This window comes from Streptomyces sp. NPDC000134 (genome assembly GCF_042899225.1).
GTDB lineage: Bacteria > Actinomycetota > Actinomycetes > Streptomycetales > Streptomycetaceae > Streptomyces.
The window spans coordinates 149402-167945 of record NZ_JBIAZN010000008.1 but is presented as its reverse complement, the minus strand read 5'-3'; the positions used below and the strand labels follow the sequence as shown (position 1 = coordinate 167945).

The window sequence follows — 18544 nt, the reverse complement described above, 5'->3', positions numbered from 1 at the left end:
GCTCCCGACCCGACGCGACTCCCCGCGCCCCTCCAGGTGCGCGACCTCCTGCCCCGACCTCGCCGCCCCAGCCTCGCCCCGCTCCGCCGAGCCCGCCGCACCCACCTCACCCCGCAGAAAAATGCATCCCTTTCTGCGCACAGTCTTGTCAGGGACATGAACCGCTCCTACAGTCCCCGTCAAACAGGTAATGGGAGCGCTCCCATCAGTGGGGAGATGGGGGCGCTCCTCCCGCACGGCTTCCCAGGTTTTCCTCCCAGAGAGGTTCCCCCCGCATGCGACCGTTACCGCACCAGGCCCAGGCCACGCGTGGTCTCCTAGGAGCACTGCTCTCGGCCCTCGTCCTCATGGGGACGCTGGTGACCGCCGCGACGCCGGCTTGGGCCGCCGACACCACGATCTGCGAGCAGTTCGGCTCGACGACGATCCAGAACCGGTACGTCGTCCAGAACAACCGCTGGGGCACCAGCGCCGAGCAGTGCGTCACCGCCACCGACACCGGCTTCCGGCTGAGCCGGGCCGACGGCTCGGTACCGACCAACGGCGCCCCCAAGTCGTATCCGTCGGTCTTCAACGGCTGCCACTACACCAACTGCTCGCCCGGCACGAACCTGCCCGCCCGGGTCTCCGGCATCTCCGCCGCGCCCAGCAGCATCTCCTACGGCTACGTCAGTGACGCCGTCTACAACGCCTCGTACGACATCTGGCTCGATCCGACGCCGCGGACCGACGGGGTGAACCGGACCGAGATCATGATCTGGTTCAACCGGGTCGGCCCGATCCAGCCGATCGGCTCGCCGGTCGGCACGGCGACCGTCGGCGGCCGGTCGTGGGAGGTGTGGTCGGGCAGCAACGGCTCCAACGACGTGCTGTCCTTCGTGGCGCCCTCGGCGATCAGCAGTTGGAGCTTCGACGTGATGGACTTCGTCCGGCACACCGTCTCGCGCGGGCTGGCCGGCAACGACTGGTACCTGACGAGCGTCCAGGCCGGTTTCGAGCCCTGGCAGAACGGCGCGGGGCTCGCGGTGAACAGCTTCTCCTCGACCGTCCAGACCGGCGGCGGGAACCCCGGGAATCCCGGCACCCCGGCCGCCTGCAAGGTGACGTACGGCACCAACGTCTGGTCGGGCGGGTTCACCGCCGATGTCACCGTCGCCAACACCGGCACCACGGCCGTCGACGACTGGCGGCTCGCCTTCACCCTGCCCTCCGGACAGCGGATCACCCAGGCGTGGAACGCGTCGGTGACCCCGTCCTCGGGCGCGGTCACCGCGAGCGGCCAGGGGTACAACGCGCGGATCGCGGCCGGCGGCAGCCAGACGTTCGGGTTCCAGGGCACGTACAGCGGCACGTTCGCCAAGCCGTCCGCCTTCACGCTGAACGGCACGGCCTGCAGCACCGCCTAGCAGGCCGCCCGGCGCGCCACCCCCCGCCCCGGGGCACGCCCTGCCTTCCACCCCGCCGGCAGGGCGGGCCCCGGCTTCCCCCGGAGGCGTCCGCGTCTCCCCACCTGCCCCCCGCCCGTCCGGTCGGAGCACGTTCCCGGACGAGCGGGGGTTCCAGCCCTCGTAGGCCGATCCCCCCCCACTCACCCCGGAAATCCCGCAACAGGAGATTCCATGGCTCGACGCAGCAGACTCCTCTCCCTCGCGGCCGTCCTGGCCACCCTGCTCGGCGCGCTCGGTCTGACCGTTCTCGGACAGGGCAAGGCCGAGGCGCACGGCGTGGCGATGATGCCCGGCTCCCGCACGTACCTGTGCCAACTGGACGCCATCACCAGCACCGGCGGCCTCGACCCGACCAACCCCGCCTGCCGGGCCGCGCTGAACGAGAGCGGTTCGACGGCGCTGTACAACTGGTTCGCCGTGCTCGACTCCAACGCGGGCGGCCGGGGCGCCGGTTATGTGCCGGACGGCACGCTGTGCAGCGCCGGCAACCGGTCGCCGTACAACTTCACCGGGTACAACGCCGCCCGCGCCGACTGGCCGAAGACCCATCTGACGTCCGGGAAGTCGATCCAGGTGCAGTACAGCAACTGGGCCGCGCACCCCGGGGACTTCCGGGTCTACCTCACCAAGCCCGGCTGGTCGCCCACCTCCCAACTGCGCTGGGCCGACCTGGACCTGATCCAGACGGTCACCAACCCGCCGCAGCAGGGCGGGGCGGGCAGCAACGGCGGCCACTACTACTGGGACCTGGCGCTGCCCTCGGGCCGCTCCGGTGACGCGGTGCTGTTCATCCAGTGGGTGCGCTCCGACAGCCAGGAGAACTTCTTCTCCTGCTCCGACGTCGTCTTCGACGGCGGCAACGGCGAGGTGACCGGCATCCGCGGCTCGGGCGGTACGCCGAGCCCGGACCCGACCGATCCCGACCCGTCGGACCCGCCGCACACCGGTTCCTGCATGGCCGTCTACACCATCGTCAACGCCTGGAACGGCGGCTTCCAGGGCTCCGTGGAGGTCATGAACCACGGCACCGAGCCCCGCAACGGCTGGTCCGTGCAGTGGAAGCCCGGTTCGGGGACGAAGATCAGCAGTGTATGGAACGGCACCTTGTCCACCGGGACCGACGGCACGGTGACGGTCCGCAACGCGGACCACAACCGGGTGATAGCGCCGGACGGCAGTACGACCTTCGGATTCACCGCCACGTCCTCCGGCAATAATTCGCCGGTCGGATCGGTGAGCTGCGTCTAGCTCCTGGTTCCCCTGTCCGGGTTGTCCGGGTTCCGTCCGCCGTGCGGAACCCGGACAACCTCACGTGCCGGTTACGAATCGCTCAACCCCTGGTTGCCGGGCGGTGATCGAGCGACGATGGGCACATGACTCTGGCCCAGCGTGCCCTGGAGCGACTGCAGGACTGGCCCGACCTGACGGCGGGGCCGGCCAGTTGCGGTACCGGGCGGGCACTGCGCTCCGTCCGTGACGAGATCGTGCACTTCCATTCGGACCGGGACGTGGATCTGCATCTGACCCGCCGGTCCATCCAGCGTTTCCACTACGACCTCGGCGGGTCCAGCGCGATCCATCTGGTGCCGGGTTCGCGCTGGGTGACGGTGCACCTCGACTGCGACGCGGACGTCGACCTGCTGTTGAGCCTGGTGAGCATCGCGCTCAAGGCCCACCAGACGGGTCCCGTCGGGGAGCCGCCGACGGGCTGCAACTTCCACCGGGTCACGGTCCTCTCCCGCGACGGCGCGCTGGACGGCTGACGGGCCCGCGCACGCTCCGGCCGGAACCCGAGGCTCCGGTCCCGACCGGAGAGCCCGGTACGACAAGCGGTCACCTCGCCGACGCCCAGACACCCGACGGGGTGCGTTTTCCGGCCCTTTCCCGCGTCGTCGGCGCACCGGCACCCGCAAGGCCGCGCGGTTCTGGTGCACTTCCCCTGATTGCGCACGTCCGTCGACGAGACATCAGGGGGTCCTCCCGTGACACATCCCGAGCAACTCGACCGGACCGGGGCGCGCAGACCGGTGCTCGCCCTCCTCGCGTCCGCCACCGCGCTGGCCGCCGCCGCCCTGCTGGGAGCCGCACCGGCCGGCGCCGCGCAGCGGGCCGTGGACATCGCGCCGGGAGTGACGTACCGGACGCTCGACATCACCGCGGGGGCCGGCGCGACCCGGGCCCATGTGCTCGACGTCGACCTGAGCGAGCCGAAGGTGCGACTGGGGCTGCTGTACCCGGGAGCGGTCGCGGCGCGGGCCCCGGTCTCCCGACTGGCCGACGCGCAGGGCGCCCTCGGGGGCGTCAACGGGGACTTCTTCAACATCACCGAGAGCCAGCACCCGGGCGTCGAGGCGACCGGCGCCCCCGTGGGCCCGGCGGTCACGGACGGCCGGCCGCTGAAGGCGGCGGTGCCCGCGGGGCAGCGGTTCGGACCCGCGCTGCCGCCCGGCACGAGCACCGAGGACGTCTTCGGGGTCGCCGGCGACGGCCGGGCCCGGCTGGACGCGCTGCGCCTGGCCGGGTCGGTCGGCACGGCCGAGGGCACGCTGCCGCTCGGCGGGTTCAACCAGTACGCGCTGCCCGTCGGTTCCATCGGCGCGTTCACCGGCGAGTGGGGCGAGGTCTCCCGGCTGCGCGCGACCTGCGGAACGGACACCGACCGGGCCGCCCCGTGCAGCACGGACACCTACGAGGTGACGGTCCGCGACGGCGAGGTGGTGTCCGCGTCCGATACCCCCGGCAGCGGGGCGATCGGCCCGGACACCACGGTGCTGGTCGGCCGCGAGGAGGGGGCGGCGAAGCTGCGGAAGCTCTCCACCGGTGAGGCCGTGCGGCTCACGCACGGGCTGAAGGCCGCGTCCGGGACGGCGTACCGCTTCGCGCTGGGCGGTTTTCCGGTGCTCGCGGGGGGCAGGCCGCCGGCGGGGCTGGACGACCGGACCTCGGCGGTACGGACCGCCGTGGGCGTCGCGGACGGCGGGCGGCGGGTGCTGCTGCTCGCGGTGGACGGGGCGTCCGCCTACCGCACCGGACTGACGATCGCCGAAGTCGCCCATACCCTGGCGGACTTGGGGGCGACGGAGGGTTTCAGCCTGGACGGCGGCGGCTCGACCACGCTGGTGGCCCGGCAGCCGGGGGCGTCCGGCGTCTCGGTGCGCAACCATCCCAGCGGCGGTGCGGAACGCCCCGTCCCGAACGGCATCGGTGTCTTCCCGGCCTCCTGATCTCGTGTACGTGGCGTCGCCGCCGCCGCGTCTCAGGGGCTGAGGCCGCTGACGATGTCCGCCGTGGCCGTCAGGCCGCTGCTGATGGTGGGGGCGACGCTGGTGTTCGCCAGGTAGAAACCCAGCAGCAGGCAGACCACCGCGTGGGAGAACTTCAGTCCGCCGTTGCGCAGGAAGATCACTGCCAGGACGGCGAGCAGCAGCACCACAGAGATGGAAATGGCCATCGACTATCCCTCCGCCACGCCGCGTGTCCGGTTCACGGCATTCGGCCGCAAGTGTGGCGTAGCGGAGGGTTGGTCCGGGCGGCTGCGCCGTCCGCCGAACGTGTGGTGTCGTCCGGCGCGCCGGGCGGCCCTAGGCGGCCTCGCGGGCGTCCAGGAAGGCTTCGAGGCCGGCTAGGTCGTCGGTGTTGAGGTGGTCGACGCCGGCGGCGAGCAGTTCGGTCCAGACCGCGTCGCGGGCGGGTCCGGGCTGGTCGGGGGTGGCCCAGAAGCGGACGCGCTGTCCGCGGGCGTGGGCGGTGCGGACGATGTCGCGCAGCTTGCGCCGCTCGGCCTCGGGGAAGGCGCCGACGCCCTGCCAGGTGAAGTGGACCGTCCAGTTGTCGCTGATCAGCGGGACGAAGGAGGCGGGCGCGGCGGTGCCGAGGTCGGTGAGCCGGCCGTCGTAGAAGGCGCGGCGCGTGGTCTGCGCCTCCATGGGGACGCGGGCCGCGCGGTCGCCGGAGATCACGGCGGTGACCGGGCCGGGGTGCACCCTGCCGTGGGCGTAGGTGGTGAACAGGTGCCGGTAGCGGCGCAGGTGGCGGTCGAGTTCGCGGTAGGTCGAGGCGCCCTCGGTCTTGATGTCGACGAGGAGTTGCAGGGGGCGGTGGTGGCCGCGGTAGACGCTGCCGCCCTGGGCGCGCACCCGGGCGGCGAGCGGGTCGAGGTAGAGGGACTCCAGGGTGCGGGCCGGGTCGAGGTCGACCGGGTCGTGGGCGACGAGGAGTTGGCCGTCGACGAGGTAGATGTCGGCCTCGACGCTGCCGAAGCGGTGGTCCAGGGCGTCGAGGAGGGGCCGGGGGTGCTCGTAGTCGTTGTGGGCGTGGGCGCGCCACAGCGGGCGGGGGCGGTGGGCGCGTTCGCCGGCCAGCGCGGAGGTGGCGGGCAGGGCGAGCGACCCGGCGAGGGCGGCGCCGAGGGTGGTGAGGGCTCTGCGGCGGGTGGTGAGGGCCATGCGCTGCCTCCCTGGTAGCGGCGTACGGGACCTCAGTGAGTATGCGAGCCGGACCGGCCCGGGGAGCAGGGTCGCGCGGTGAATTGGCCGAAGGGCCGTCACCTGTTCACTTCGTGACGGTCCGGTGCGCGCGAAAGGCCCGCCCGGGGGGCGGGCGGGCGTTTCGCCGGAGGTCGCCTTACGGGGCCGGGAGTTCCACCAGCTCGGCGAGGGCGGCGCGGTGGGCGCCCGCCGTGCCGTACGCGAGGGAGTCGGCCTTGGCGCGCTTGAGGTAGAGGTGGACGGGGTGTTCCCAGGTCATGCCGAGGCCGCCGTGGAGCTGTAGCGCCTCCTCGGCGGCGCGGACGGCGACCGGTGCCGCGTACGCCTGGGCGACGGCGACGGCCACGTCGGTGTCCGCGCCGGTGGTGAGCGCGTCGGCGGCGTTGCGGGCGGCGGCGCGCAGGTGGACGGTCTCCAGCCAGAGCTGGGCGAGGCGGTGCTTGAGCGCCTGGAACCCGCCGACCGGCCGGTTGAACTGCTTGCGTTCCTTCAGGTAGCGGACGGTCTCGGTCAACGTCCAGTCGGCGAGGCCGAGTTGCTCGGCGGCGAGCAGTCCGGCGCCGGCCCGCAGGGCCCGTCGTACGGCGGGCTCCGCGTCGCCCAGTCGCCGCCCCGGTGCCCCGTCCAGGGTGACCGTGGCGAGCGGCCGGGTGAGGTCCAGGGAGGTCACCGGGGTGACGGTGGCGGCCTCGGCCTCCACGGCGTACAGCCCGCCGTCGTCGGCGGGGACGAGCAGCACGTCGGCGACGGCGGCGTCCGCGACGCCGGTCAGCTCCCCGTGCAGCGCGCCGCCTTCGAGCCGTGCGGCGGTGCGGCCGGCCCCGGGGGCGAGGTGCAGGCCGACGGCGAGGACGCCGACGCGCCTACCGGAGGCCAGCTCGGCCAGCAGGTCACCGGCGGCGCAGCCGAGCAGGGCCTCGGTGGCGACGACGGCGCTGGTCAGGTAGGGCACGGGGGCGACGGACCGGCCCAGTTCCTCCAGTACGACGGCGGCCTCGCGGTGGGTCGCGCCCTGGCCGCCGTACTCCTCGGGGACGAGCAGTCCGGCCAGGCCCATGCCCTCGGCGAGGGACTTCCACAGGGCGCGGTCGTGCGGGGCGTCGGACTCGGTGCGCGCGATGACGCCGGCCGGGTCGCAGTGGTCGGTGAGCAGGTCCCGGACGGCGGCGCGCAGCGCCTCTTCCTCCTCCGAGTACAGCAGGTCCGGCTGTGCGCTCATCGGGCGAGGTCCTTCCATGCGACGTCCTTGTCGGTGCGCGGCTCGGCGGGCAGGCCCAGCACGCGTTCGGCGACGATGTTGAGCAGGACCTCGCTGGTCCCGCCCTCGATGCTGTTGCCCTTGGAGCGCAGATAGCGGTATCCGGCGTCGCGGCCGGTGAAGTCGACCAGCTCGGGGCGGCGCATGGTCCAGTCGTCGTACAGCAGGCCCTCGGCGCCGCGGAGTTCGACCTCCAGGCCGCTGATCTCCTGGTTGAGGCGGGCGAAGGCCAGTTTCATGCCGGCGCCCTCGGGGCCGGGGTGGCCGGCGACGAGCTGCTGGCCGAGCCGCTCCCCGGTGAGCCGGGCGACCTCGGCCTCGACCCACAGGGTGAGCAGGCGCTGGTGCAGGTCGTGGGTGCGCAGTTCGGGGCGTTCGCGCCAGGTACGGGAGACCGGACCGATCATGCCGCCCTCGCGGGGCAGGCGCCGGCCGCCGATGGCGACGCGCTCGTTGTTCAACGTGGTCTGCGCGACCCGCCAGCCGTCGCCGACCTCGCCGAGGCGGCGGTCGTCGGGGATGCGGACGTCGGTGAGGAACACCTCGTTGAACTCGGCCTCGCCGGTGATCTGCCTGAGCGGCCGGACCTCGACGCCCGGGTCGGTCATGTCGCAGACGAAGTAGGTGATGCCCCGGTGCTTGGGCAGGTCCGGGTCGGTGCGGGCGATGAGGATGGCCCAGCGGGCGATGTGCGCGCTGGAGGTCCACACCTTCTGCCCGTTGACCACCCACGCGTCGCCGTCGCGGACGGCGCGGGTGCCGAGGGCCGCGAGGTCGGAGCCGGCGCCGGGTTCGCTGAACAACTGGCACCAGACCTCCTCGCCCGTCCACAGCGGGCGCAGGAAGCGGCGCTTCTGCTCCTCGGTGCCGTACTTGAGGATGGTCGGCGCGGCCATGCCGAGGCCGATGCCGATGCGCCGGGGGTCGTTGTCGGGGGCGTCGGCGGCGGCCAGTTCGGCGTCGACGACGGGCTGCAGGGTGCGGGGGGCGCCGAGGCCGCCCAGGCCCTCGGGGAAGTGCACCCAGGCCAGTCCCGCGTCGAAGCGGGCCCGCAGGAAGTCCAGGCGGCCGGTGCTCGCGGGCGGGTGCGCGGCCAGCAACTCCTGGGTACGGTGGCGCAGTTCGGCTGCGTCGGTCATGCTGTCTCCTCCATCACGACGGCGATCCGGCCGGTGCTCGTGCCGTCGGCGACCTTCTGCACGGCGCCCGCGGCGCCGTCCAGCGGCACCCGCTCGCTCACCAGCGGAGAGATCGCGCCCCGGGCGGCCAGTTCGGTGAGCTGTTCGTGGCAGTGCCGGACCAGCTTGGGGTTCTTGGTGTTGTACAGGCCCCAGTGCAGGCCGAGGACGGCGTAGTTCTTCACCAGCGCGTGGTTCAGCGCCGCGCTCGGGATGGTGCCGCTGGCGAAGCCGACGACGACGATCCGGCCCTCGAAGGCGACGACCTTGGTGGACTGGGTGTAGGCGGTGCCGCCCACGGGGTCGTAGATCACGTCGGCGCCCCGGCCGCCGGTGGCCTCCTTCACGGCGGCGATGACGTCCTCGCTCTTGCGGTCGATCACCAGGTCGCAGCCCAGCTCGCGGGCGACGGCGGCCTTCCCGGCGCCGCCGACGACGCCGATGACGGTGGCGCCGGCGGCCTTGCCCAACTGGACGGCCGCGCTGCCGACCCCGCCCGCGGCGGCGTGCACCAGCAGGGTCTCGCCGGCCTCCAGGCGGGCCCGGCGGTGCAGGCCGAACCAGCCGGTCTGGTAGCCGATATGCAGGGCGGCGGCCTGGGCGTCGTCCAGGGCGTCGGGCGCGGGCAGCAGCGCGGCGGTGTGGGCGAGGGTGTACTGGGCGAACCCGCCGTGCGGCAGGACGGGGGTGGCGATGACCCGGCGGCCGTCCTCGGTCTCGGCGCAGACCTCCACGCCGGGGGTGAACGGCAGCGGCGGCCTGACCTGGTACTGGCCCCGGCACAGCAGGGCGTCGGGGAAGTTGACGGCGGCGGCGCGGACCTTGAGCAGGACCTGCCCCTCGCCGGGCGTCGGCGGGGCCACGTCCGCGAGGCGCATCACCTCGCCCGGCTCGCCGTTCTCGTGCACCTGCCATGCCTGCATGCGGAGCCTCCACCGACTGCGTCGTCCGACCGGGTCAACCGCATACTAAGCGGTCGCTTGCCGATCAGGGAACCGTCGGGGAGCCGTCGGGAACGTCACGTCCGCGCGGGCCGCGCCCGTACGTGCACCCGCTCGCCCTGGGGTCCGAAGAGGCTGAGGAACTCCGCCGGCCCCTCCCCCGCTGCCCCGAACCAGTGCGGCACCCGGGTGTCGAACTCGACGGCCTCCCCGGCGCCGATCACCAGGTCGTGGTCGCCGAGGACGACGCGGAGCCGGCCGGAGAGCATGTAGAGCCATTCGTAGCCCTCGTGCGTCTGGAGCTCGGGCTCCTCCCGGCGCGGCGGCACCAGCACCTTGAACGCCTGGAGGCCGCCCGGCTGCCGGGTGAGCGGCCAGTAGGTGCGGCCGTGCCGCTGGACCGGCCGGGAGCGCACCCGGGGGTCGCCGACCGGTGGGGCGCCGACCAGTTCGTCCAGCGGCACCTGGTGGGCCCGCGCGATCGGCAGCAGCAGCTCCAGGCTGGGTCTGCGCAGGCCGGACTCCAGCCGGGAGAGGGTGCTCACGGAGATGCCGGTGGCCTCGGAGAGCGAGGCGAGGGTGACCTCGCGCTCCTTCCTGAGCTGCCTCAGCCGCGGGCCGACACCCGCGAGTACGTCGTCCGTCGTCATTGCTTTATTGCAGTTCCGGCAAACGTGTTTGTCAATACAGCAGCTCCTGGGTGACTCTCGCGGTGGAGGTGGTCACCGTGACCGAGAAGACGCAGGACACCGGGACGTACGACGTGGTCGTGATCGGCGGCGGCACCGCCGGGCTGTCGGCCGCGCTCACCCTGGGCCGGGCCCGGCGCCGGACGCTGGTCGTGGACGCGGGCGAGCCGCGCAACGCGCCCGCCGCCCATATGCAGGGCTATCTGAGCCGGGACGGCATGCCGCCCGCCGAGTTCCTGGCGATCGGCCGGGAGGAGATCGCGGCGTACGGCGTGGAGCTGGTCCGCGACCGGGCGGTGGGCGTCGCCGGGGAGCGCGACGGCTTCACCGTGCGACTGGCCGGGGGGCGGACCGTGGGCGCCCGGCGGCTGGTGGTCGCCACCGGCCTGAAGGACGAGCCGCCGGCGGTCGACGGGGTCGCGGAGCGGTTCGGCCGGGACGTGCTGCACTGCCCGTTCTGCCACGGCTGGGAGGTCCGCGACGAGCGCTTCGGCGTCCTGGCGAGCAGCCCGCTGAGCGTGCACCAGGCGCTGATGGTGTCCGGCTGGTCGGACGACGTGATCCTGTTCCTGCACACGGTCGACGAGGGCGAGCTGTCCGACCAGGACCTGCGCAGGCTGGCGGCGGCCGGTGTGAAGGTGGTGCCGGGCGAGGTGGCCGGGCTGGTGGTCGAGGACGACCGGATCACCGGCGTCGAACTGGCCGACGGGAGCGTGCACGAGCGGTCGGTGGTGTTCGTGGCGCCGCGTGCCGTGCCGCGCAACGGGCTGCTGCGGGAGCTGGGGGCGGAGCTGACGGAGACCCCGTTCGGGGCGTACCCGGTGGTGGACCCGACCGGCCTGACCAGCGTGCCCGGGGTGTGGACCGCGGGCAACGCGATGGGCTACACCGAGCAGGTCGTCCACGCGGCGAGCGGCGGCTACCGGGCGGCCTCCGCGATCGTCGGCGACCTGATCATGTCCGACGTGGATGCGTTCCTGGGGGACTGACGAGGGTCCCCGCCGACGGCCCGGCCAGGTGTGAGACCGGCTGTCCCGGTGCACCATGAAGGGCATGCTGCTCGCCCGACTGGCCCAGGTGTCCCGGGAGGTCGCGGCCGCCTCGGCGCGGTCCCGGAAGACCGCCCTGCTCGCGGAGTTGTTCCGGGAGGCGGAGGCGGCGGACGTCCCGATCGTCATCCCGTATCTCGCGGGACGGCTGCCGCAGGGCCGGATCGGCGTCGGCTGGAAGGTGCTGGGCCGGCCCGTCGCGCCCGCCGCCGCACCGACGCTGACCGTGTGCGAGGTGGACGCCCGGCTGACCCGGCTAGCCGCGGTCTCCGGCGCCGGATCGCAGGCCGAGCGGACCCGGCTGGTCGGCGAGCTGATGGGCGCCGCCACCGAGGACGAGCAGCGGTTCCTGCTGGGGCTGCTGACCGGCGAGGTCCGCCAGGGCGCGCTCGACGCGGTCGCCGTGGAGGGGCTCGCGCGGGCCACCGGGGCCCCGGCGGCGGACGTACGGCGGGCGGTGATGCTCGCGGGGTCGCTCCAGGCGGTGGCCGAGGCGCTGCTCGCGCAGGGGCCGGACGCGCTCGCCCGGTTCCGGCTCACCGTCGGCCGCCCGGTGCTGCCGATGCTGGCGCACACCGCGTCCTCGGTGGCCGAGGCGGTGGCGAAGCTCGGCGGTTGCGCGGTCGAGGAGAAGCTCGACGGCATCCGCGTTCAGGTGCACCGCGACGGCGACACCGTACGGCTCTACACGCGCACCCTGGACGACATCACCGAGCGGCTGCCCGAGGTGACCGGGGCGGCCCGGGAACTGCCGGTCGAGCGGTTCGTCCTGGACGGCGAGGTGATCTCCTTCGGCGCGGACGGGCGTCCCCGTTCCTTCCAGGAGACCGCCGGGCGGGTCGGCTCCCGCACCGACGTGGCCACGGCGGCGCGGGCGGTGCCCGTCTCCCCCGTCTTCTTCGACGTGCTCTGCGTCGACGGCCGGGACCTGCTCGACCTGCCGCTGACCGAGCGGCACGCGGAGCTGGCCCGTCTGGTCCCCGAGCCGATGCGGGTGCGGCGCGTGGTGGTGGGAGGGCCCGAGGACGTCGAGGCGGCGGAGGACTTCCTCGCCGGGACGCTGGCGCGCGGCCACGAGGGGGTCGTGGTCAAGGGCACCGACGCCCCCTACAGCGCGGGCCGGCGCGGGGCCTCCTGGCTGAAGGTCAAGCCCGTGCACACCCTCGACCTGGTCGTCCTGGCCGCCGAGTGGGGCCACGGCCGCCGCACCGGCAAGCTCTCCAACCTGCACCTGGGCGCCCGCGCCGCCGACGGCTCCTTCGTCATGCTCGGCAAGACCTTCAAGGGCATGACCGACGCGCTGCTCACCTGGCAGACCGGGCGCCTGGGCGGACTGGCCGTCGAGGAGCACCCCTGGGGCGTGACCGTCCGCCCCGAACTGGTGGTCGAGATCGCCTACGACGGCCTCCAGCGCTCCACCCGCTACCCGGCCGGCGTCACCCTCCGCTTCGCCCGCGTGATCCGCTACCGCGAGGACAAGCGCCCCGAGGACGCCGACACCTTGGAGACCCTGTTCGCCGCCCACCCGGAGGCGGCGCCGTGAGGCGCAGCGCGGGCCTGCTGCTGTACCGCCGTACCGGTGACGGTCTCGAAGTGCTGCTCGGGCACATGGGCGGCCCGTTCCACGCCCGCCGCGACAAGGGCGCCTGGACCGTGCCGAAGGGCGAGTACGGGGACGACGAGCCGGCCTGGGACGCGGCCCGGCGCGAGTTCCAGGAGGAGCTGGGGCTGCCGCCGCCGGAGGGCGGGGCGGCCGTACCGCTCGGCGAGGTCCGGCAGTCCGGCGGCAAGCTGGTCACGGTCTGGGCGGTCGAGGCGGACCTCGACCCGGCGGCGGTGGTCCCCGGCACCTTCCGCATGGAGTGGCCGCCGCGCTCGGGCCGGACGGCGGAGTTCCCGGAGCTGGACCGGGTGGCGTGGCTGTCCCTGGCGGCGGCCCGCGAGGTGATCGTCTCGGCGCAGACCGCGTTTCTGGACCGCCTGGCGGAGCACTCGGGCTGACGAGACCCTTCGCGCCCGCGCCCCGTGTCCGGCGCGAAGGCCGCAGCACAGCCCGCCCCAAGGGAGGTCAGCCATGCCCATCGCGACGGTGAACCCGGCGAACGGCGAGACGGTCAGGACGTACGAGGCCATGGGCGAGGAGGAGACCGGACGCCGTCTCCAGCTCGCCGAGGCCACCTTCCGCACGTACCGGACGACGACGTTCGAGGAGCGGGCCCGGCTGATGCACCGGGCCGCGGATCTGCTGGAGGCCGACCAGGACGAGATCGGCAAGGTCATCACCACCGAGATGGGCAAGCCGATCAAGCAGGCCCGCGCCGAGGCGGCGAAGTGCGCGAAGGCGATGCGCTGGTACGCCGACCACGCGGCCGGGCTGCTCGCCGACGAGGAGCCCGCCGCGGCCGACGTGAAGGACTCCGGGGCCTCCCGCGCCCTGGTCCGCTACCGCCCGCTCGGGCCGGTCCTCGCGGTCATGCCGTGGAACTTCCCGCTCTGGCAGGTGATCCGGTTCGCCGCCCCGGCGCTGATGGCGGGCAACGTGGGGCTGCTCAAGCACGCCTCGAACGTGCCGGCGACCGCGCTGTACCTGGAGGACCTCTTCCACCGCGCCGGCTTCCCCGAGGGCTGCTTCCAGACCCTGCTGATCGGCTCGGCGGCGGTCGACGACGTCCTGCGCGACGAGCGGGTCAAGGCCGCCACCCTCACCGGCAGCGAGCCCGCGGGCCGCGCGGTCGCCTCCACCGCCGGGGAGATGATCAAGAAGACGGTGCTGGAGCTGGGCGGCAGCGACCCGTTCATCGTGATGCCGTCCGCCGACATCGACCGGGCCGCCCGGGTGGCGGTGACCGCGCGGGCGCAGAACGCCGGGCAGTCCTGCATCGCCGCCAAGCGGTTCATCGTGCACACCGACGTCTACGACGCCTTCGCCGAACGCTTCGTCGCCGGGATGAAGGCCCTCAGGGTCGGCGACCCGATGGACGAGGAGACCGAGGTCGGTCCGCTCTCCAGCGAACGGGGCGTGACGGACCTGGTGGAACTGGTCGAGGACGCGGTGCGCGGCGGCGCCGACGTGCTCTGCGGCGGCGAGCGCCCCGAGGGGCCCGGCTGGTACTACCCGCCGACCGTGGTGGCCGGCGTCACCCGCGAGATGCGCATCCACCGCGAGGAGACCTTCGGCCCGGTGGCCACCCTCTACCGCGCGGCCGACCTGGACGAGGCCGTCCTGATCGCCAACGACACCGACTTCGGCCTCAGTTCCAACGTGTGGACCCGGGACGACGCCGACGTGGACCGGTTCGTCCGGGACCTGGAGGCGGGCGGGGTGTACGTCAACGGGATGACGGCCTCGCATCCGGCGCTCCCGTTCGGCGGGATCAAGCGGTCGGGGTACGGCCGTGAGCTGTCCGGGCACGGAATCCGGGAGTTCTGCAACATCACCACCGTATGGCACGGGGCGTGAGGCATCCGCGGCTACGATCCCTTTCTGTGACCCGCGAAGTGACCCTCCCCCTGATCGTCGACCACCGCGGCACCTTGCAGGTGGCCGCGGCCGACGTGAGCAAGCTGCTGCGCACGGTGGGCGGACGGTGGCTGCGCCTGGTGGAGAACGGCGAGGTGAGCCTGGACGAGGACACCGTCGCGGCCCTGACCATCGAGCTGGCCAAGCTGGCCGACCGGATCGACGTGGCCTGCATCGCCCACAGCAGCGGTCAGTCGGGCTGAGGCCCCTCCAGTTCCCGCAGACTGCGCCAGAACATCGCCTCGTAGGCCAGGAGGAGCCGCCCGTAGCGCTGTGTGAGGTCCTGGTTCAGGCCGCCCGCGGCCAGCCCCTCCTGGACGGCGGCCGTCGCCTTCAGGTCCAGCTCGGGCGCGGGCGCGGCGAAGAAGTCGAAGAAGGCGCACGCCTCGTCGGTGAAGCCGTAGTGCCGGCGCAGGGCGGCGGCGATGGTCGCGCAGTAGCCGCCCCAGGCGGAGAAGTTGGCGTGCAGGGCGAGGACGGTCTCGGCGGGTGAGCCGTTGACCGCGAGCCAGGCGATGTACGACGGGTACGCCTGGCAGCCGGGCAGCGGCGCGTGCTTCACCGTCCGTTCCTCGCCCACTGAGCAGGCCGCCGCGAACCCCGCCAGCCTCTCGGCGGCGATGCCCTCCCCCTCGGCGAGGGCGGTGAAGTACGCGGCGGTGTCCGGGGCGCCGTCGGCGGTGCGGTGCGCGAGGTACTCGAAGGCGCGGCGGTCGGCCGGGATCACCCAGCGCTGCTCCAGCGCCAGCGCGGCGAGGGTGTCCCGGCTCGCCGCGCCCCGCGCGAGCAGCGGCACCAGCGGGTTGGCGCCGGGGTCGGGGGCCAGTTTCCCGGTGGTGGTCGCCAGCAGTTGCCGTGCCGTGAGGGCCATCGTTTCCTCCGTCGCCTCGGCCGTGCGGTCGTACTCCACCCTGCCAGGGTCCCCGGGACGGAGTAGCCCGGCGAGAGATCGGCGTCCCGCCGGGTGATCGTTGGATGAACACCCCCAGAGGTGACCACCTTTCTGACCGGCGGGCGCAAGGCCCTCCGGGAGGCGAAAGCAGGCACGGTTCATGGCGACTTTGTGCAGACCCTCGGTGTCCGTCCCCGAGCACGTGATCACGATGGAGGAGACCCTTCAGCTAGCCCGTGAGCGCCACGCCGGCCATCCCCAACTGCCGCTGGCCCTCCGGCTGATCGAGAACACCGGTGTGCGTACCCGGCACATCGTGCAGCCCATCGAGGAGACCCTGAAGCACCCCGGTTTCGAGGACCGGAACAAGCTCTACGAGGCCGAGGCGAAGGCCCGCGTGCCCTCGGTGATCCAGCGGGCACTGGACGACGCGGAACTCCTGGCCACCGACATCGACGTGATCATCTACGTGTCGTGCACGGGCTTCATGATGCCCTCGCTCACCGCCTGGCTGATCAACGAGATGGGCTTCGACTGCACCACCCGGCAGATACCCATCGCGCAGTTGGGATGCGCGGCGGGCGGCGCGGCGATCAACCGGGCGCACGACTTCTGCACGGCCTACCCGCAGGGCAACGCGCTCATCGTGGCCTGCGAGTTCTGCTCGCTGTGCTACCAGCCCACCGACATCGGCGTGGGCTCGCTGCTCTCCAACGGCCTGTTCGGCGACGGCATCGCCGCCGCGGTGGTCCGCGGCCAGGGCGGCACCGGCGTCAGCCTGGAGCGCAACGGCTCGTACCTGATCCCCAAGACCGAAGAGTGGATCATGTACGACGTGAAGGCGACCGGCTTCCACTTCCTGCTGGACAAGCGGGTGCCGGCCACCATGGAGCCGCTCGCCCCCGCGCTGATGCAACTGGCCGGCAACCACGGCTGGGACGCGTCCGACCTGGACTTCTACATCGTGCACGCGGGCGGGCCGCGCATCCTTGACGACCTCAGCAAGTTCCTCCGGGTCGACCCGCACGCCTTCCGGTTCAGCCGGGCCACGCTGACCGAGTACGGCAACATCGCCAGTGCCGTCGTCCTGGACGCGCTGCGCCGGATGTTCGACGAGGGCGGCGCGGAGCACCTGGCGCGCGGGCTGCTGGCGGGATTCGGGCCGGGCATCACCGCGGAGATGTCCCTGGGCCACTGGCGGACCGCGGACGAGAACCGGGGCGTGAGACGAACGTGAGCGAAGAGACCATCCCCCTGACCGTGCCGCCCGACCCGGCGCCCGGCACCGCACCGCCGGTCCGGCAGTGGCCGGCCCTGGACCTGCCCGGCACCGACTTCGACCCGGTGCTGCGCGAGCTGATGGCCGAGGGTCCGGTGACCCGGATCGCGCTGCCCAACGGCGAGGGCTGGGCCTGGCTGGTGACCCGCTACGAGGACGTGCGCACGGTCGCCAACGACCCCCGGTTCGGCCGGGAGCCGGTCATGGACCGGCAGGTCACCCGGCTCGCCCCGCACTTCATCCCGGCGCGCGGCGCGGTCGGCTTCCTCGACCCGCCCGACCACACGCGGCTGCGCCGCTCGGTGGCCGCCGCCTTCACCGCCCGCGGGGTGGAACGCGTGCGCGAACGGGCCCGTTCCCTGCTGGACGAACTCATCGACGCGATGCTGGCGGAGGGGCCGCCGGCCGACCTCACCGAGGCGGTGCTGAGCCCCTTCCCGATCGCGGTGATCTGCGAGCTGATGGGGGTGCCGGCCACCGACCGGCACGGCATGCACACCTGGACCCAGCTCATCCTGTCCTCGTCGCACGGCGCCGAGGTCAGCGAGCGGGCCAAGCAGGAGATGAGCGCGTACTTCTCCGACCTCATCGCCCTGCGGCAGGACAGCACCGGCGAGGACGTCACCTCGCTGCTGGGCGCCGCCGTGGGCCGGCGGGAGATCACGCTGGAGGAGGCGGTCGGGCTCGCGGTGCTGCTGCAGATCGGCGGCGAGGCGGTCACCAACAACAGCGGGCAGATGTTCTACCTGCTGCTGACCCGCCCCGACCTGGCCGAACGGCTCCGCTCCGACCGGGAGGTCCGTCCCCGCGCCATCGACGAGCTGCTGCGCTGGGTCCCGCACCGCAACGCGGTCGGCCTGTCCCGGATCGCCCTGGAGGACGTGGAGGTCAGCGGTGTCCGCATCCGCCGGGGCGACGCGGTGTACGTGTCCTACCTGGCCGCCAACCGCGACCCGGAGGTCTTCCCCGACCCGGAGACCATCGACGTCGAGCGCAGCCCCAATCCGCATGTGTCCTTCGGGTTCGGGCCGCACTACTGTCCGGGCGGGATGCTGGCCCGGCTGGAGTCGGAGCTGATGGTCGACGCCCTGCTGGACCGGGTGCCGGGCCTGAAGCTGGCGGTGGCGGCCGAGGACGTGCCGTTCAAGAAGGGCGCGCTGATCCGCGGGCCCGAGGCTCTGCCCGTCACCTGGTGAGCGGCCGATGACCGCGACCGAGGGACTGCTGGTGCCGCCGGGGCACGGCCGGGTCGTCGAGGCCCCGGCCCAGCACGTGACCTTCAAGGTGACGGGTTCGCATTCGCGTATGGCGTCCACCTTCGAGGTGATCGTGCCGCCGGGCTTCGACGTCGGCGCCCATGTGCACACCCGCAGCGAGGAACTCTTCTACGTGCTCGAAGGCGAACTCGACGTCCTCGCCTTCGAGCCCCGCGTCCGCACCCCCGACACCTGGCAGCGCTGGGAGTCGGGGTCGGGCAACCGCGTGGTCCGCGCCACCCCGGGCACGGTCATCGTCGTCCCGCCCGGCTGCCCGCACGCGTTCGCGAACCCGACGGACACCCCGGCGAAGATGTTCTTCCAGGCGTCCCCGCCCCCGGACCACGAACGCTACTTCGAGGAACTCCTGGAGATCCTCCAGGACGGCGGCCCCCCGGACCACGAGGCGATCGAGGCGCTGCGGGCCAAGTACGACATCGAGCAACTGACCCCGCTGAGGCACCGGTGACGCCCCCGGGGCGCGGCGCCGTAGCGATGTGCGACTCGCCGCGTGGGCGCGGCGGGCCGCACTCCGCCCGCACCCGGG

The 18544-nt window shown here is 73.2% G+C and carries 18 protein-coding genes and 1 pseudogene; 12 read left to right on the top strand and 7 right to left on the bottom strand.

Features of this window, described 5'->3' with window-relative positions:
* Window positions 1-275 precede the first annotated feature (275 nt).
* The 4 genes from ACFY32_RS14260 to ACFY32_RS14245 all read left to right on the top strand — a co-directional run bounded on the left by ACFY32_RS14260 (window position 276) and on the right by ACFY32_RS14245 (window position 4672).
* Window positions 276-1406 carry a cellulose binding domain-containing protein gene (locus tag ACFY32_RS14260; protein ID WP_390674327.1) on the top strand — a complete coding sequence of 377 codons (1131 nt, stop codon included), beginning with the start codon at window positions 276-278 and terminating at the stop codon, window positions 1404-1406.
* 213 nt (window positions 1407-1619) lie between these two features.
* Entirely contained in the window at window positions 1620-2696 is a 1077-nt protein-coding gene (locus ACFY32_RS14255) for a lytic polysaccharide monooxygenase (protein WP_359197369.1), read from the top strand.
* A 125-nt stretch (window positions 2697-2821) separates the two neighbouring features.
* A complete protein-coding gene (locus tag ACFY32_RS14250; RefSeq protein WP_359197373.1) occupies window positions 2822-3211 on the top strand; it encodes a luciferase family protein in 390 nt (129 codons plus the stop codon).
* A 264-nt stretch (window positions 3212-3475) separates the two neighbouring features.
* Entirely contained in the window at window positions 3476-4672 is a 1197-nt protein-coding gene (locus ACFY32_RS14245; RefSeq protein ID WP_390674395.1) for a phosphodiester glycosidase family protein, read from the top strand.
* A 32-nt stretch (window positions 4673-4704) separates the two neighbouring features.
* Here ACFY32_RS14245 and ACFY32_RS14240 read toward each other — a convergent pair whose 3' ends face one another.
* The 6 genes from ACFY32_RS14240 to ACFY32_RS14215 form a co-directional block, all read right to left on the bottom strand.
* Window positions 4705-4899: a hypothetical protein gene (locus ACFY32_RS14240; RefSeq protein WP_359197378.1), complete on the bottom strand. Its 195-nt coding sequence runs from the start codon at window positions 4897-4899 to the stop codon at window positions 4705-4707.
* Window positions 4900-5029: 130 nt separating this feature from the next.
* Complete coding sequence (locus ACFY32_RS14235; protein WP_359197381.1) at window positions 5030-5893, bottom strand: phosphatidylinositol-specific phospholipase C/glycerophosphodiester phosphodiesterase family protein; 864 nt, start codon at window positions 5891-5893, stop codon at window positions 5030-5032.
* Between the two features lie 178 nt (window positions 5894-6071).
* Window positions 6072-7154, bottom strand: a complete 1083-nt coding sequence (locus tag ACFY32_RS14230; RefSeq protein WP_359197383.1) for an acyl-CoA dehydrogenase family protein — start codon at window positions 7152-7154, stop codon at window positions 6072-6074.
* A complete protein-coding gene (locus ACFY32_RS14225; RefSeq protein WP_390674326.1) occupies window positions 7151-8332 on the bottom strand; it encodes an acyl-CoA dehydrogenase family protein in 1182 nt (393 codons plus the stop codon). Before ACFY32_RS14225 ends, ACFY32_RS14230 begins: the two co-directional genes overlap by 4 nt.
* The gene (locus ACFY32_RS14220) at window positions 8329-9294 is read right to left on the bottom strand and encodes an NADPH:quinone oxidoreductase family protein (protein WP_390674325.1); all 966 of its coding nucleotides are present in this window, start codon (window positions 9292-9294) and stop codon (window positions 8329-8331) included. The genes ACFY32_RS14225 and ACFY32_RS14220 overlap by 4 nt, the downstream gene beginning before the upstream one ends.
* 95 nt (window positions 9295-9389) lie before the next feature.
* Window positions 9390-9962 (bottom strand): XRE family transcriptional regulator, encoded by a 573-nt coding sequence (locus tag ACFY32_RS14215; protein ID WP_359197392.1) that lies wholly within the window; start codon window positions 9960-9962, stop codon window positions 9390-9392.
* Window positions 9963-10024: 62 nt separating this feature from the next.
* Between ACFY32_RS14215 and ACFY32_RS14210 the strand changes: the two genes are divergently transcribed.
* The 5 genes from ACFY32_RS14210 to ACFY32_RS14190 all read left to right on the top strand — a co-directional run bounded on the left by ACFY32_RS14210 (window position 10025) and on the right by ACFY32_RS14190 (window position 14773).
* On the top strand, window positions 10025-10990 hold the full coding sequence (locus tag ACFY32_RS14210) for an NAD(P)/FAD-dependent oxidoreductase (RefSeq protein WP_390674394.1): 966 nt from the start codon (window positions 10025-10027) through the stop codon (window positions 10988-10990).
* A 64-nt stretch (window positions 10991-11054) separates the two neighbouring features.
* Window positions 11055-12593: an ATP-dependent DNA ligase gene (locus ACFY32_RS14205; protein ID WP_390674324.1), complete on the top strand. Its 1539-nt coding sequence runs from the start codon at window positions 11055-11057 to the stop codon at window positions 12591-12593.
* Window positions 12590-13051 carry an NUDIX domain-containing protein gene (locus ACFY32_RS14200; protein ID WP_390674323.1) on the top strand — a complete coding sequence of 154 codons (462 nt, stop codon included), beginning with the start codon at window positions 12590-12592 and terminating at the stop codon, window positions 13049-13051. The genes ACFY32_RS14205 and ACFY32_RS14200 overlap by 4 nt, the downstream gene beginning before the upstream one ends.
* Before the next feature lie 73 nt (window positions 13052-13124).
* On the top strand, window positions 13125-14510 hold the full coding sequence (locus ACFY32_RS14195; RefSeq protein WP_359197400.1) for an NADP-dependent succinic semialdehyde dehydrogenase: 1386 nt from the start codon (window positions 13125-13127) through the stop codon (window positions 14508-14510).
* Window positions 14511-14536: 26 nt separating this feature from the next.
* The gene (locus tag ACFY32_RS14190) at window positions 14537-14773 is read left to right on the top strand and encodes a DUF6213 family protein (protein WP_359197403.1); all 237 of its coding nucleotides are present in this window, start codon (window positions 14537-14539) and stop codon (window positions 14771-14773) included.
* Here the strand turns inward: ACFY32_RS14190 and ACFY32_RS14185 are convergent.
* Entirely contained in the window at window positions 14761-15441 is a 681-nt protein-coding gene (locus ACFY32_RS14185) for a transcriptional regulator (RefSeq protein ID WP_359197828.1), read from the bottom strand. The two genes, ACFY32_RS14190 and ACFY32_RS14185, sit on opposite strands and share 13 nt — an antisense overlap.
* Before the next feature lie 175 nt (window positions 15442-15616).
* Between ACFY32_RS14185 and ACFY32_RS14180 the strand changes: the two are divergent.
* From ACFY32_RS14180 to ACFY32_RS14170, 3 genes and pseudogenes are all read left to right on the top strand, one after another.
* A pseudogene (locus ACFY32_RS14180) lies at window positions 15617-16699 on the top strand (type III polyketide synthase); the annotation flags it as partial.
* Complete coding sequence (locus ACFY32_RS14175) at window positions 16696-17937, top strand: cytochrome P450 (protein ID WP_359197406.1); 1242 nt, start codon at window positions 16696-16698, stop codon at window positions 17935-17937. The pseudogene ACFY32_RS14180 and the gene ACFY32_RS14175, both read left to right, overlap by 4 nt.
* A gap of 7 nt (window positions 17938-17944) precedes the next feature.
* A complete protein-coding gene (locus ACFY32_RS14170) occupies window positions 17945-18466 on the top strand; it encodes a cupin domain-containing protein (RefSeq protein WP_359197409.1) in 522 nt (173 codons plus the stop codon).
* Window positions 18467-18544: the final 78 nt, after the last annotated feature.

What these genes read in the sequence shown, in the direction of transcription:
- ACFY32_RS14255 (WP_359197369.1), top strand. Translation starts at nt 1,620, where the DNA reads ATGGCTCGACGCAGCAGACTCCTCTCCCTCGCGGCCGTCCTGGCCACC.
- ACFY32_RS14185 (WP_359197828.1), bottom strand. Translation starts at nt 15,441, where the DNA reads ATGGCCCTCACGGCACGGCAACTGCTGGCGACCACCACCGGGAAACTG.
- ACFY32_RS14235 (WP_359197381.1), bottom strand. Translation starts at nt 5,893, where the DNA reads ATGGCCCTCACCACCCGCCGCAGAGCCCTCACCACCCTCGGCGCCGCC.
- ACFY32_RS14205 (WP_390674324.1), top strand. Translation starts at nt 11,055, where the DNA reads ATGCTGCTCGCCCGACTGGCCCAGGTGTCCCGGGAGGTCGCGGCCGCC.
- ACFY32_RS14225 (WP_390674326.1), bottom strand. Translation starts at nt 8,332, where the DNA reads ATGACCGACGCAGCCGAACTGCGCCACCGTACCCAGGAGTTGCTGGCC.
- ACFY32_RS14195 (WP_359197400.1), top strand. Translation starts at nt 13,125, where the DNA reads ATGCCCATCGCGACGGTGAACCCGGCGAACGGCGAGACGGTCAGGACG.
- ACFY32_RS14230 (WP_359197383.1), bottom strand. Translation starts at nt 7,154, where the DNA reads ATGAGCGCACAGCCGGACCTGCTGTACTCGGAGGAGGAAGAGGCGCTG.
- ACFY32_RS14250 (WP_359197373.1), top strand. Translation starts at nt 2,822, where the DNA reads ATGACTCTGGCCCAGCGTGCCCTGGAGCGACTGCAGGACTGGCCCGAC.
- ACFY32_RS14215 (WP_359197392.1), bottom strand. Translation starts at nt 9,962, where the DNA reads ATGACGACGGACGACGTACTCGCGGGTGTCGGCCCGCGGCTGAGGCAG.
- ACFY32_RS14240 (WP_359197378.1), bottom strand. Translation starts at nt 4,899, where the DNA reads ATGGCCATTTCCATCTCTGTGGTGCTGCTGCTCGCCGTCCTGGCAGTG.
- ACFY32_RS14220 (WP_390674325.1), bottom strand. Translation starts at nt 9,294, where the DNA reads ATGCAGGCATGGCAGGTGCACGAGAACGGCGAGCCGGGCGAGGTGATG.
- ACFY32_RS14170 (WP_359197409.1), top strand. Translation starts at nt 17,945, where the DNA reads ATGACCGCGACCGAGGGACTGCTGGTGCCGCCGGGGCACGGCCGGGTC.
- ACFY32_RS14260 (WP_390674327.1), top strand. Translation starts at nt 276, where the DNA reads ATGCGACCGTTACCGCACCAGGCCCAGGCCACGCGTGGTCTCCTAGGA.